This window comes from Martelella mediterranea, from assembly GCF_004342225.1.
Taxonomy (GTDB): domain Bacteria; phylum Pseudomonadota; class Alphaproteobacteria; order Rhizobiales; family Rhizobiaceae; genus Martelella; species Martelella mediterranea_B.
Genome location: NZ_SMAR01000021.1, coordinates 14,369 through 27,591, shown reverse-complemented (window position 1 = coordinate 27,591; position 13,223 = coordinate 14,369). Strand labels below are relative to the sequence as shown.

12 protein-coding genes are annotated in these 13,223 nt (G+C 53.5%); 3 read left to right on the top strand and 9 right to left on the bottom strand.

The window, feature by feature from the left end; all coding sequences use genetic code 11:
• Positions 1-62 precede the first annotated feature (62 nt).
• From EDC90_RS13400 to EDC90_RS13385, 4 genes are all read right to left on the bottom strand, one after another.
• Complete coding sequence (locus EDC90_RS13400) at positions 63-2,267, bottom strand: LPS-assembly protein LptD (protein ID WP_432420006.1); 2,205 nt, start codon at positions 2,265-2,267, stop codon at positions 63-65.
• A 155-nt stretch (positions 2,268-2,422) separates the two neighbouring features.
• Positions 2,423-3,496: an LPS export ABC transporter permease LptG gene (lptG, locus tag EDC90_RS13395; protein WP_132312461.1), complete on the bottom strand. Its 1,074-nt coding sequence runs from the start codon at positions 3,494-3,496 to the stop codon at positions 2,423-2,425.
• A complete protein-coding gene (locus EDC90_RS13390; RefSeq protein ID WP_132312459.1) occupies positions 3,493-4,644 on the bottom strand; it encodes an LptF/LptG family permease in 1,152 nt (383 codons plus the stop codon). The genes lptG and EDC90_RS13390 overlap by 4 nt, the downstream gene beginning before the upstream one ends.
• Positions 4,645-4,753: 109 nt before the next feature.
• Positions 4,754-5,539, bottom strand: a complete 786-nt coding sequence (locus tag EDC90_RS13385) for a phosphatase PAP2 family protein (protein WP_245511053.1) — start codon at positions 5,537-5,539, stop codon at positions 4,754-4,756.
• 201 nt (positions 5,540-5,740) lie between these two features.
• Here EDC90_RS13385 and EDC90_RS13380 point away from each other — a divergent pair, with 201 nt between their 5' ends.
• The gene (locus tag EDC90_RS13380) at positions 5,741-7,225 is read left to right on the top strand and encodes a leucyl aminopeptidase (protein WP_132312457.1); all 1,485 of its coding nucleotides are present in this window, start codon (positions 5,741-5,743) and stop codon (positions 7,223-7,225) included.
• Positions 7,226-7,352: 127 nt separating this feature from the next.
• Positions 7,353-7,802 (top strand): DNA polymerase III subunit chi, encoded by a 450-nt coding sequence (locus EDC90_RS13375; RefSeq protein WP_132312455.1) that lies wholly within the window; start codon positions 7,353-7,355, stop codon positions 7,800-7,802.
• 12 nt (positions 7,803-7,814) lie between these two features.
• Here EDC90_RS13375 and EDC90_RS13370 read toward each other — a convergent pair whose 3' ends face one another.
• Positions 7,815-8,105: a DNA-binding protein gene (locus EDC90_RS13370; protein ID WP_132312453.1), complete on the bottom strand. Its 291-nt coding sequence runs from the start codon at positions 8,103-8,105 to the stop codon at positions 7,815-7,817.
• 113 nt (positions 8,106-8,218) lie between these two features.
• A complete protein-coding gene (locus EDC90_RS13365; RefSeq protein WP_132312451.1) occupies positions 8,219-8,434 on the bottom strand; it encodes a DUF2842 domain-containing protein in 216 nt (71 codons plus the stop codon).
• Positions 8,435-8,532: 98 nt separating this feature from the next.
• Here EDC90_RS13365 and EDC90_RS13360 point away from each other — a divergent pair, with 98 nt between their 5' ends.
• The gene (locus EDC90_RS13360) at positions 8,533-9,624 is read left to right on the top strand and encodes a COX15/CtaA family protein (RefSeq protein WP_132312449.1); all 1,092 of its coding nucleotides are present in this window, start codon (positions 8,533-8,535) and stop codon (positions 9,622-9,624) included.
• Positions 9,625-9,806: 182 nt separating this feature from the next.
• Here EDC90_RS13360 and EDC90_RS13355 read toward each other — a convergent pair whose 3' ends face one another.
• The 3 genes from EDC90_RS13355 to EDC90_RS13345 form a co-directional block, all read right to left on the bottom strand.
• On the bottom strand, positions 9,807-10,640 hold the full coding sequence (locus EDC90_RS13355) for a DODA-type extradiol aromatic ring-opening family dioxygenase (protein ID WP_132312446.1): 834 nt from the start codon (positions 10,638-10,640) through the stop codon (positions 9,807-9,809).
• 94 nt (positions 10,641-10,734) lie between these two features.
• Positions 10,735-11,667, bottom strand: coding sequence for an N-acetyl-gamma-glutamyl-phosphate reductase (gene argC / locus EDC90_RS13350; protein WP_132312443.1), 933 nt, complete (start codon positions 11,665-11,667; stop codon positions 10,735-10,737).
• A 183-nt stretch (positions 11,668-11,850) separates the two neighbouring features.
• Positions 11,851-13,113 carry an AGE family epimerase/isomerase gene (locus EDC90_RS13345; RefSeq protein WP_132312440.1) on the bottom strand — a complete coding sequence of 421 codons (1,263 nt, stop codon included), beginning with the start codon at positions 13,111-13,113 and terminating at the stop codon, positions 11,851-11,853.
• Positions 13,114-13,223: the final 110 nt, after the last annotated feature.

Here is a 13,223-nt window from a genome sequence, read left to right as displayed (position 1 = left end):
ACCAGAAGCCATGCATTTCAGCAATACTTTATAAACACAAGATACAGGCGCGATAAAATTGGTTAATTGAATGTGTCGCCGTCAAGGGAGCCAACCGCAATATCTCCCAGTGTGCGGAAAGTGAGACGGCCACCAATCGACCAGTTCACGGCAGATTGACCGCCATCTTCAAAGCGCTGTTTGTAAACCAGTGAGAATGCCGTGCAGATATCTTCATAGGTAAGGCCAACCCAGCTACGGGTGATCTGCTTGTCTGTCATATCCCAGGTCGCAGAGCCGGAAACAGACCAGTTCTGATTGAACTTGATTGTACTGGTTGATTTCAGCTCGCGATTGTCTTCCTCGTATGCATAGCCCGGCTGGGCGTCAACACTGTTGTAATCCAGCCCGGTATCGAAGTGCAGAGACGTGAAGTCTATTGCTGCGCTGGTGCGGTTAAGCGCAAGGTTTTCTTCATCGAAACGTGCACCACCGCTGAGAGTCAGGCCATAATCAGGCAGCCGCACCGCAGCCGACCCGACATAGTCCGATCGCGAAGATTCCAGGCCTGAATCAATGCCGACACCGACAAGGTCGGGCTGAGCGAATGAATTCTCGCCAGCCAATTGGAACGACTGACCAAATACACCTTCAACCTGAATGCCGGAATCGAAGTCGCCGGTGTAACGGAACCCCAGGTTTGCACGAGTGCCGCCTTCAACACGGTCAAAACCAGAGAATTTGTCACGCTCGAAAAGGTTAGACGTATCAAAGACAAAACTCTGCGCATCTTCGTTCGGCAATCCACCGGCATGAGGTTCATCCGGTCGAACAAAAACCTGAGCAATCGGCTCGAAAACATGTGAGCTGAAGCCATTGGTCGCAATCCAGGGATAACGAACTTCAAGCCCTGCGGTCACCATGCCGCGAGCCGCTGTGCTCTGATCCACAAAGTTGCCATCGTAATGATAAGAGCTTGGATCAATCTGGTTCGGCGCATCGACATCCAGCAGATAACCATCTGCTCTGGCTGCCAGAAGCGGGGTGAGTTGCAGGCCACCCGAGGTCGTGAATGTCCGTTTCCAGCTGAGCTCGCTTGTCAGACGGGTGCTGGAGCCTTCGAGGCCAAGGAAACGGTCGTTCACGCTTGTAGGATCGACATCACTTTTACGGCGAATAATATTTGTGAGGTTGTTTGTGACTGTAAGCTGACCACCTTTGACAGGTTCCGGAGCGATATAGTTATAGTCGATAACCGGAGCGACAATCGCCTGCTTCTTTTCCGACGCATTTTGCGTGTCGGCATCCTGAACGTCGAAATAATTCGCTTTTGCTGAAAATGAGCTGCGTTTGCCCAGACCTTCCAGATAGATCTGGTTGTTAAAGGTATCATCGGAGTGACCGGCGATGCTGTAGGTCTTGGAAAAGTTACTATCCGTCTGCGCCATAACATCCCAGCCGAACACCCAGCGCGGGTTGATACGAAACTGGCCAGTTGACGCGATCATTCCACGGCCGTTGGCCTCAGCATCACTTGTGTCTGCCCGGAAATTATCCGGCTTCATCTGATCAATGCCGGCCAGCCGTAAGATATGCTCACCGTTTCGGTAGCGCTTGCGATATTCGACGTCGAGCAGAAAGCCCTGCTGCGTGTATCCCGTTCCGGTGAAGGTGACATCCGAGCTCGGACTGATCGGCAAGTAGTAGGGAACCGACAAACCGAAGCCGAGATTTTCAGCCATGCTCATAGAAGGGAACAAAAAACCTCGTTTACGTTTGATTGTCTGATCGGGAACCTCAATCGAAGGTAGAAAGGCGATGGTCTGGCCGAGGAGCTGAAAGCGCGGCGACTCCAGGCGGATCGTGTGGGTCTCGCCATTCTGGATTACACGCTCTGCTCTGATCTGCCAGAAAGGCGGCCTTTTGGGCGTTTCAGAGCAAGGAAGACAGGCCGTATAAACACCTTTTTCGACAATCATCTTGTTGCCGTCGACACGCTGAGCACGCTCGCCGGCGATCGACAGATCATCGGGTGTACGCACACTGATTGCGTCTACAAAGCCATTGGCGAAGTCATCGGTGACATCCAGTTGTTCACCGCGCATCCTGTTCCCATCGGGGTCGATAACCTCGATGCCGCCAAACGCCATCAGACGGCCAGCCTTCTGGTCATACTCGACCTTATCGGCAACCATCCGATACCCGTCGTAGAAAATCTGAACGCCACCAAGCGCAAAAACCTTCTGCGTATCGTGATTATACACGAGCTCATTGGCAGAAAGCAGCATTTTGCCTTCTGCCTCACCCTGGGGCAGCGAATCGGAAACAGGCGCAGCGGACTGCGCCGAAGACGGAGAATAAGATGCTGTGATTGCCACGGAGGCAACGCTCGCGAGCAGAAACAGCCCGGCGAGATGCGGTTTGCTCAAAATACGCCGAGCCACTAACCGTCCTCCTGATGCAACAAAATCGTCAATCCCAATGCCATAGCGACAACCACAGGTATCCACGCCGCAACCAACGGCGGCAGAACTCCGCTACTGCCAAATGCCTTAACAAGTACGCTTGTCACATAAAGCAGAAAGCCGGACAGGATTCCACCCAGAATCACCACAGGGGACTGAGAGAATCGTGAAAACTTCAGACATACCGTTGCTGCAATCAGCGTCATCGCCACCATCAGCAAGGGCAGCGAAAGCAGGTAGTTGTACTGTGTCTCAAGGGCTTTTGTCGAAACTCCGAACTGCCGGCCCTTCCGGATACTCTCCGGCAAATCATAAAAATTAACCAAGTCTGCCTGAAGCAATCTCTGCTGCACAAACTTCTGTTCAAGATTGGTCTTCACTCTGGTCGTCGCCATCTGAGTCGTCAGATCCCCTGGTACGATCTGAGTAACCTCCTCCAGATCCCACCAGCCATCGCTCAAAGTCGCCGTGCGCGCATCCAGCCTTTTTGTAATCTGCCCCTGATCACCGAAAAAGATCACCACAGCGCCGACAAGCTGAGTACCATTATTCGTAATCGCCCGACCGCCGATAATCGTATCCTGCCCATCGGTTCGCTGGCGAAGCCAGGGAATTGTATCGCTGTTTCCGTTACTGCCAACGGACTGGATCGCGGTCGCGCGCTGCTGGCTCCAGGACGCAAGCGGATTTAAAGCCAGAATACTGAAGAGCCCTAGAATGAAAGCGCCAGCCACGAAGGGAGTCATAAACTGCCAGACCGAGATGCCCGCTGCCCGGGTTACAACAAGTTCGTAACGACGGTTCAGCGCAATAAGGGTCACCATGCCCGCAAACAGGGCAATGAACGGCACTGTCTGCTGAAAAATATAGGGCAGTCTCAGCGCCGTAATCAAAAGAGCGTCGCCGATACCCTGACCGGCCGCTGCAGATATATTGCCAACCACTTCGCTGAAATCGATCAGATAAATGATCGAAACGACACCAACAAAAAACCATCCAAGAGTGGCAAAATAAGCTTTCAGGAAATAGCGCCCGAGTGTGGAGAAGATCATTGCTCTTCTCCATTCGTGGCATTTCCTTTGCCAGGATTTCCCAAAACGCTCAGAAGTAATCCGCGCCGCCGTGCCCGCCGCGGCTTCAGGAGAAGATAGACGCCGAGCAGAAGTGTCATAATCGCAATCGCATAAGCGATATAGATGAAGGCCGGATCGTTTTCCGCCTGGTTTGTGCTGAAATGTGACGCTAGCCTGAGAAACAGGGCAAGCCCGAAAGCCGTTGCCATGGGCGGCATGCGGCGTTCACGATGAGACCGCGCATCGCCGACGATAAGAATTGTAAAGATCGCGTAGGTCAGCGGAAGCGTCCAATCGGTAAGACGGCGCGTTAATTCAGCACGATAAGCACCCGGATTTCCAAGATAATCCGGATCATCTTTAGGCGGATTCAGAAGGTAGCCCAGTCCACGGTCTGTCGCTCGCCGGCTGGTCTGGCTGCGGTCTTCCGTGAGCGCAGAGAGATCGAAGGAATAAGAATCGAACTGAACAATGGAAACGTTCCCGGCGGCATCTTCGCGCTGAACCTGCCCGTCCTTCATAATCAGCTGGCTACCGCCTGGATCCACAGCGCCTTCCTTGGCATAGTAAATGTAGGCATTATCCGGTTCACGATAGTCTGCAACGAAAAGCCCTTTGAGAACCCGTCCTGACATTCTTTGCGAAATCTGGATGAAAAGGCCATCCTCAACTTCGCGAAACGTTTTCTCCTCAATGACGGATGACAGCAGATCCGCATAAACCGAGGCAATCACCACTCTGGCCTGAGCGCGGGATTTAGGCTCGATATAGTTATCGAGAACAAAGGAGAACGCACACAACAGAACAGCGAACAGCAGAACAGGCTTGTAAACGACTGAGCGGGCGGCCCCTCCGGCATCGATGACAGCGAGTTCGGAATCGTTGTTCATCGCAGTAAGCGTCTGCGCGGTCCCAAGCACGACGGCAAAGGGAAGAACGGTTGGAATAACTGTCGGCAGAATCAGCGTCGCGAGCGTGATAAAGGATACAATCGACTGACCGCTATCAGTCACAAGGTCAATCCGCCCGAGGACTTGTGTGAGCCACAAAATAGCGATGACCGGCACCAAGACTGCCAGAAACATGCGTGCCACGCGCGAAAATATATAGCGTTCCAGTATCTTCATGGCACTTTGCTGAGCACTTTCGCGGTTATCGCAGTTGTCATATCGTTATAGCCGTTAAATCGCAAAGGTGCTGAATATTAGGTTGATTTTTTACACAAAACGGCACACTTCACATCGGCGGCGCCGGTTTGGTTTCAGTTTTGGTAAAAAAAGTCAGAATACCGAGAAAAACGACCACCGACGAGAGCCATCCCAGCAAAATATCCGAAAGATAGTGGCCACCATATGCCAGCCTCATAACGGGCATCGTCAACGAGATCGCGATCAGCAAAGGCATGAACAAAGGGCGGTATTTTTTCGGGATCAGAAACAGGGCGAAGCAAAACAGCCACCCTGCGCCGGCAGCCTCACCAGACACAAATGAACAATTGGATCCGCAAGCTCCGCCAAAATCTCCGGCAGGAAAGAAAACAAGATCCCCGCCAAAAAAGTCTGTGTTGCGCGGGCGAGGGCGGTGAGAGGTGCTCTTGAGGAACTCATTGACCATGAGGCCGGGGCCGATGATCAGCGAAACGAGACCAGCCAGCAGCCGGTTGATCCGTTTTTTGTCATAGCTGGCACCGTGATGCGACCAGGCCAGAATCAACTGGTAGATCACCCAGAGCCCGAAAAGAACAGGAAGATAGAAATAAAAACTGCGAAGAACCTCGAGAGCCTGATTCTCAGATATCGGGAAGCTTCCGCATATCGTACCGGCAGGCTCACTTGTGCCGCAGACCGTTTCAACAAAAAAGTGCCGGGACGCGGCAATGTCGAGCCCGGGGAAAAGATAAAACACGGCGAGGATGAGCCACCACAGCGCAAAAACACTCCAGAATGCAAGCGTCACGGGCTGCATTGCGCTGACAGATGTTGCGAGTTTACGGCAGGTGCCGCGCGGTGGAATGCTTTGCAAGTCGGGTCGTCCTCACCTGGAGCGAAGGAAATGGTACGGCCCAGATATCGGGGCAGTCGTTCAACGGAGTTTTTAAGAGTTCCTGCGTCCCGGTCAACCGTCCTTGCTAAGTTGTGATAACAACGCTTACACATTGGCAAACGGCCTCGAAGGTGGATTCGTTAAAAGCCGCCAGTGCCCATCAGGATCGGGAGTTTCATCATGAGTTTTTCAATTTCCTTTGCTACTTCGGCCCAAACTGCGGGCGCATCCGCGATTTCTCTTGTCACAAAAGGCGGAAAGCCTGCAGGACTTCCTGCCCTTGGTGAGGGAATTGACGGGGTGATTAGCCGCGCTATCGCTACTGCTGATTTTAAATCTGAACTCTGCCTGACACTGGACATGCTCGCACCTGCCAACAGCGATGCTGAGCGGCTCTGCCTGATCGGTCTTGGCGAGCCTGCAACAATGGCTGGCTATGACTGGATGCGCGCTGGCGGAAAGGCGTCTTCAGTTGCCGGGAAAGCGAAGAAACTGGTCATCTTCATCGATGCACCCGGTGCAGATACCAGCGCAGCCAATGCTGCAGATTTTGCTCTGGGAATGCTTCTTGGCACCTACAACTTCGACCAGTTCAAGACCAAGAAGAAGGATGAAGATATTGAAATATCGGTGGAAATTGTAACCGCCGCCGCAGAGGAAGCGACCCGCGCCTTTGAAGAGCGCAAGGCAATTGGCGGCGGCGTTCTGCTGGCGCGCGACATGGTCAATCTTCCGGCCAACGTTTTGGGACCGCGAGAATTTGCCGATAAGGCACTGGAACTGAAAGAACTGGGCGCAGAGGTCGATATTCTGGACCGTGCTCAGATGGAAGAACTTGGCATGGGGGCACTGCTCGGCGTCGCGCAGGGGTCTGTTCGCCCGCCTTATCTGGCGGTTATTCGCTGGAACGGCGGCAAACAAGACGACGCTCCGGTGGCTTTTGTTGGCAAGGGCGTTGTTTTTGACACTGGCGGTATTTCACTCAAGCCACCGGCTTCAATGGAAGACATGAAGGGTGACATGGGCGGTGCTGCCGCCGTTATCGGCCTGATGCATGCCCTTTCTGCCCGGAAAGCGAAGGTGAATGCGGTTGGCATTCTCGGACTGGTTGAGAACATGCCGGACGGTAATGCGCAACGCCCCGGTGACATCGTGACTTCAATGTCCGGCCAGACGATTGAGGTTATCAATACCGATGCAGAAGGTCGCCTCGTTCTGGCTGATGCGCTCTGGTATACAAAAGAACGCTTCAAGCCGCGCTTCATGATTGATCTGGCGACACTGACCGGCGCGGTTCTCGTGGCTCTGGGAACCCATCACGCGGGCCTGTTCAGCAATGACGATACGCTGGCAGGCGAGCTTTACGATGCAGGCCTGACAACGGCTGAAAAGCTGTGGCGGCTTCCCCTCGGCGAGGAATACGACAAGATGGTCGACAGCCGGTTCGCAGATATGCGCAACACCGGTGGGTCGCGTAATGCAGGCTCGATCACCGCAGCCCAATTCCTTCAGCGGTTTGTTGGTGACACGCCATGGGCGCATCTGGATGTTGCCGGAACGGCCATGGGTTCGCCAAAGACTGAAATCAGCCGTGGTTGGGCATCCGGGTTCGGCGTGCGTCTGCTCGATGAACTTGTTCGTGCCCACTATGAGGATAACGCCTGACGACAGCATCGGCTCGAAAACCGGAATCGATTTTCGGAAAGCACGATGTTTAGATTGAGTGGGTTAGAGCGTACTTTGTGCATCCGAATGGATGCACTGCGCTCTAGAATGCAAGGAGCGCGGCTTCATGACCGAGGTTCTGTTTTATCACCTGACCGAATCAAAGCTTGATGCAGCGCTTCCGCCGCTCGTGGAAAAGAGTGTTGAACGCGGTTGGCGCGTTACGGTTCAGGCCACAAGCGAAGGCATGTGTGATCGCCTCGATCAGTTGCTCTGGACATTTCGCGCCGACAGCTTCATTCCCCATGGCGTCGAAAGCGAAGAAGGGACCGCAGAACAGCCTGTACTGCTGACGATCCAAAGCGCTGATACCAACCAGTCAGATATCCGTTTTTATGTTGAGACCGCCGAGGTTGCCGACATCGAACGTTATCAGCGCGTTGTCGTCATGTTTGATGGTCATGATAATGACGAGCTCAATCATGCGCGCGAGAGCTGGAAAAAACTGCGCGGTGGGTCACACAGCCTCACTTATTGGCAGCAGGGACCGGATGGACGCTGGCAGAAGCGGGCCTGAGATGCGCCCCTGTCAGTCATCATTGGTGGCGTTGAGATCTTCCGGACGGATACCATCTTCAGCCTCGCGCGGAGATTTCATGCGAACGCCGCACCCACCGCCACCTTCTCCATCGGCAATCAGCGCGACACCCATCTGCTCAAGTGTTTTCTTAATCTGCTCAGAGACAGCCTGATCATAAGAAGTGCCGTCGGTCTCTGCAGCATGAAGAGCGTCTGCTGAGATGCCGGCACGGGCGGCAAATTCTGTGTCTGACAGGCCAAGCAGTGCGCGGGCGGCACGAAGTTGTTGTGGTGAAATCATCGTTTTCAATTCCCTGCCTTTTTTCCAGATGCATCGAGCTTACACGCATTTCAATGCTGGAAAAGACTATCCGTTCCGTTGCCAGGACAAATTCAGTTCTAAAGATAAAGGGGTTAATCACTGTTTGATGGCGGCCCAGCCATCCAGCGGATGATAACCATGGCCGGCAGGATCCATAAAAGCCCCGTCAGCAGGAAGTAGAGCAGGGCAATCCACCACGGCTGGTCGCCGAGAAGCACAGTCGCAACGGCAGTCGCGACCAGCGCGTAAATGATCACAAGTGCGACAATTACGATCGTTCCCAGAAATTTGCGCAATCTGACTGGCACGAAACCGAATCCCCCCTTAATACGTAAACCCAGACACTATGCGCATGTTTTGGCGGTGTGAAGAGCTGCATGGCACGATGCGAAACGGAGTTTGATGTATGGCGTTTGGTAAAACGGCGGACTGGACCGACAATCAGCAGAAGCACAATGCTACCGCAGTTCGGATCTGGCTCTATCTGGTGGTTTTAACCCTCTTTTGTCTTGTGCTCGTCGGTGGTGCGACGCGGCTTACGCATTCCGGACTTTCAATCACAGAATGGAAGCCGATCCATGGCGTCATCCCGCCCCTGAACCTGCAACAATGGCAGGAAGAGTTCGCGCTTTATAAACGCATACCGGAATATCAGCAGCTCAATCAGGGCATGACGCTGGAAGGCTTTAAGTCCTTGTTCTGGTGGGAATGGGCACACCGCTTTCTGGCCCGCTCCATCGGACTGATCTTTGCTGTTCCATTGCTCTATTTCTGGATGTCGGGGCGTTTGGCCAAAGGACTGGGCTGGCCGCTGACCGGTGTTCTTGCGCTTGGAGGCCTGCAGGGCTTTATCGGCTGGTGGATGGTTTCATCCGGTCTGGTTGAACGCACCGATGTCAGTCAGTATCGACTGGCTGTTCACCTCATTATGGCCTGTCTTATTTTTGCGTCTTGCATCTATATTGCAAGCGGTCTGAAACCACGAAAGCATGAAGCGCCGCCAAGCTTCATTTCCCACCTGTTTGCTGGACTTTTATTGCTCGCAACGTTTGTACAGATTTACCTTGGCGCGCTTGTGGCCGGCCTTGATGCCGGGATGTCTTACAACACATGGCCGCTGATGGATGGTGCCATCGTTCCGTCTGATCTGCTTTTGCAGCAACCAGCACTCATCAACTTTTTCGAAAATCCCAAAACGGTTCAGTTTACCCACCGTATTGGCGGGTATATTTTGTTTCTGCTGGCGCTTTTCCATTTTCTGACGGAATGGCGGGCGGCAGCGCGCCGTGGGCTGGACCTTGAATTGTCGCAACATGCACGCGGCGCAGCGATCATTCTGGCCGCCGTCACCATCCAGGCAACGCTTGGTATTTTCACACTGGTTATGCAGATGCCACTCTGGCTGGCGCTTTCACATCAGGGCGTTGCAATTATCGTTCTGGCGCTTGTCACCAGACATTTGCGGGGCTACCGGAAACCGATGTTCGAAATCGTATAAAAAAGACAGAGCCAGTCACCCAAATCTGACGTTCGTTTCATTGTTTCGATTGCTTTGAACGAACGTCAGACTCAAGGAGGGTGACCATCAGGTTTATGTTTCTGGTTTGGTTTTTAAATTCACCACACTGGCGGCACAACAGGTCATGATAAGCCTTGGCCTGCCGGAAACGCTGACATGCCTCAGCCGAAACGGAATGCCGAATAAGGCTTCCCGAGAAAATTACCATTGAAGATCACTTTACCCATGTCGCGGCCGGCAGCACCGGCGGCGACAAAGACCGGAACCAGATGATCATGATCCGGCTGATGAACAGCCAGCGCATCCGGGTTATCCGCCCACTTTGAAAGCGCGGCGGCGCGCTGTTCTGGAGAAGGAAGAGCAACGGCATTCTGAAGCCAGGTATCAAAACGTCTGGCCTGTTCTGCGTGCTGATCATCCTGTCGATAAAACATACGCATATTGTGATAGGATAATCCCGAAGCCACGATCAGAATGTCTTCATCCCGGAGTTGTTCGAGAGCCTGGCCGATCCTGAAGTGGGTTTCGGCTGTCAGATCCGGGTCCAGCGACATCATCACCAGCGGAACATCGGCATCCGGATAAATCTGCATGAACGGGATAAAGACACCGTGGTCGTATCCACGCTCCGCATCCGCCCCGGTTTCGATATCGGCTGCCTTTAGTACGTTTTGAACGTGATCCGCGATTTCAGGAGCACCCGGAGCCGGATAGCTCAGCGCGTAGGTGTGTTCTGGAAAGCCATAATAATCAAACAGCATACCCGGTTGTTTTGCCGTCGATATCGTCAGCCGATCAACCTTTTCCCAGTGCGCTGAGATCACAAGAACGGCCTTTGGACGTCTGCCAAGCGCGGTGTCAAATCCACGCAGAAAATCCTGAAGTTCCTTCCACGGGTCCTCGTCCGGCAGAATGCCGTCTGTTCCATGGATATATGGCCAAGGACCGCCGCCATGAGGTATGAAGAAAACGGGAAGTCTTTCGTGCTGGGACATAATAACCTCGCTGATAAAGTCTTGAAGACAATATAGCGAGAAGGTCAGCAGGCTTCGATACGCCATTAAGATGACGCATCGTTTACCATCCAGATCAGGCAGATAACATCAGGTCCATATTCTGAACTGCGGCGCCGGAAGCGCCCTTGCCCAGATTATCCAGCAGCGCCACCAGATTAACGTGCTTGCCGCCGGCTTTGCCGAACACATAAATCTTCATCGTGTCCTCACCGGCCAGCGCTTCGGCGTTGAGGCGGGGCAGGGAAGCACTGTCCTCAATTGGCACAACTTTCACAATAGACTGTCCGGCATAATGTGCGCTTAAAGCGGCATGAATGCTTTTCATATCCTGTGCACCATCAAGCGCTTCAAGGTAGAGCGGCACCTGCACGATCATGCCTTGCGGAAAACGACCGACAGACGGCGAGAAAACCGGCGCGCGTGCCAGAAGTCCGTGCTGCGTCATCTCTGGCACATGTTTATGCGAGAGATTGAGCCCGTAAAGAAAGTGAGGAATGTCGAGATAATCATCCCGGCTCTGATCTTCCATCTGAGCGATCAGGTTTTTGCCACCGCCGGTATAGCCGGAAACCGCATTTACGGTGACTGGATAGGTGTCCGGAATGATTCCGGCAGCGCGCAGAGGCCGGATCAGACCAATCGCACCAGTCGGATAACAACCAGGATTGGCAACCCGGCTGGACGAGCGGATTTTATCGGCCTGGTCTTTATCCATTTCTGCAAAGCCGTAGGCCCATTCAGAATTGGTACGATAAGCCGTTGACGTATCGATAACGCGAGTGCTGTTATTGCCTTCAAGCATGCTGACGGCCTCCCGCGACGCATCATCAGGCAGGCATAAAATAGCGATATCTGCCTGATTGAGAAAGTCCTCACGTATCGCAGCATTGCGCCGCTCGGCAGCCGGAATGGACAGCATTTCCACATCGCGGCGCTTGGCCATGCGCGTGCGGATCTGCAATCCGGTCGTGCCATGTTCGCCATCAATGAAGATTTTCGCAGTCATTATCGGTCCTTCCGGATAAAGCGCGGACAAAGTTGTCTCGCGTGCGGCATCAGATTTTCATGGTTGTTTACCGTGCTGACAGGCAAGGTTCAACTGCATTCGGCGCAAAGGACACGTCTGGCTCAACAGACAGAAAACGGCCCGATCGGGCCGCCTTCAAGTGAAAGAGCAAAGCAGCCGACTTTATGCCAGATCGTGTTTCACATCACGGTAGATCATTTCCGGAACGCTTCCCAATGCAGGATAAAGCGGTATCAGGCAGGCCTGCAGTGCGTGATAGATATCGCTCTTGCCGGGAAAGATCGTATGTGCCGGTGCGAGGTCGTCGGTTAGTTCTTCATGCCATCCGCCTTTTTCATGGTCCAGAAGATGGCTTGCAACAAAGCTCCACTGACGGCGGTAGGCCAGCATGTGCATGTTGTCGCCAAAGTGCTGTGTCAGAAAATGCGTGGCTCCGATGCCCTCGCAATGCGGCCACCAGAGTTTAGAGCGGTTGGCGGGCTCGTTGTTCCAGTCAAGCGTGTAAAAGATGCCTTTCTTTTCAAAATCCCATCCGTATTTGAATGCAGATTTGAAGAGTTCCTGCGCGGCTTTTGGCATCCATGCATGACTGCGTCCGGTGAGCGTATGAAGCTGCAGCAGAAGCTTTGTCCACTCCAGCCAATGGCCCGGTGTCGTTCCGGCAGGGCGGAACATTTCATTTCCGGAGTAACTGTAATCGACCTGCCAGTTCTCGGTAAAATGTTCCGGAACACGGTAGTCGCAGGCTTTGGCATGGGTGTTGATAATCAGCTCCGCAATGCTCTTGGCCATTGTCAGATATTCAACATTGCCGGTCACTTCATAAGCTTCCATCAGTGCTTCGGTCATATGCATATTGCAGTTTTGACCGCGATAGCCCGGAACCGGTGTCCAGTCCGTATGAAACTCTTCGGCAACCGCACCGTATTTGTCTTCCCAGAACCGCTCCTTGATGACCTCGGTGACATCGGCAATCATAGCATCAGCCAGCGGGTGGCCCGCAAACTTGGCGGAGGAAGCGGCCAGAAGAACAAAGGCGTGACCATAAGCCTGCTTGGTAGGCTCTCCGAGCGGACCGTCGTCGTTGATCTGCCAGAAATAGCCGCCATTCTTCTGATCGCGATGATGCTCCCATAGGTAGTTCATGCCGTGGTTGAGGAGATCGTCGCAGCCCGGACGGCCCAGAAGGTGACCAATCGCCATGCAGTGAATCATGCGCGTCGTCGTATGAATACCGCGCGTCGGGTTATCTGCCTGAAGTGGTTTACCATCAACATCAAACTCGTAGAATCCACCCTTGGGATTGATGGAGCGATACTGAAAATAGTCAAACAGGTTATTGGCCTGCTGCCACAACCATTCACGATGGTAGGGCCGCTTGATCCAGCGCGGTGGCGCAACAAGTGTATTGACCTTTGGCTTCATGGGATCATCCTCCGCTCTGTTATGATCCGGGTTTGCGACATGCTTTTCGCCTCCAACCCGACCTGTCTGGGGTTATGAACTGGCTTTGCGCAAAAGGTTGATTTCCTGCA

Bases quoted from the DNA above. Each gene is read 5' to 3' on its own strand.
- EDC90_RS13400 (WP_432420006.1), bottom strand. From the start codon at position 2,267: ATGCTGCTTTCTGCCAATGAGCTCGTGTATAATCACGATACGCAGAAG.
- lptG (WP_132312461.1), bottom strand. From the start codon at position 3,496: ATGATCTTCTCCACACTCGGGCGCTATTTCCTGAAAGCTTATTTTGCC.
- EDC90_RS13390 (WP_132312459.1), bottom strand. From the start codon at position 4,644: ATGAAGATACTGGAACGCTATATATTTTCGCGCGTGGCACGCATGTTT.
- EDC90_RS13380 (WP_132312457.1), top strand. From the start codon at position 5,741: ATGAGTTTTTCAATTTCCTTTGCTACTTCGGCCCAAACTGCGGGCGCA.
- EDC90_RS13375 (WP_132312455.1), top strand. From the start codon at position 7,353: ATGACCGAGGTTCTGTTTTATCACCTGACCGAATCAAAGCTTGATGCA.
- EDC90_RS13370 (WP_132312453.1), bottom strand. From the start codon at position 8,105: ATGATTTCACCACAACAACTTCGTGCCGCCCGCGCACTGCTTGGCCTG.
- EDC90_RS13360 (WP_132312449.1), top strand. From the start codon at position 8,533: ATGGCGTTTGGTAAAACGGCGGACTGGACCGACAATCAGCAGAAGCAC.
- EDC90_RS13355 (WP_132312446.1), bottom strand. From the start codon at position 10,640: ATGTCCCAGCACGAAAGACTTCCCGTTTTCTTCATACCTCATGGCGGC.
- argC (WP_132312443.1), bottom strand. From the start codon at position 11,667: ATGACTGCGAAAATCTTCATTGATGGCGAACATGGCACGACCGGATTG.
- EDC90_RS13345 (WP_132312440.1), bottom strand. From the start codon at position 13,113: ATGAAGCCAAAGGTCAATACACTTGTTGCGCCACCGCGCTGGATCAAG.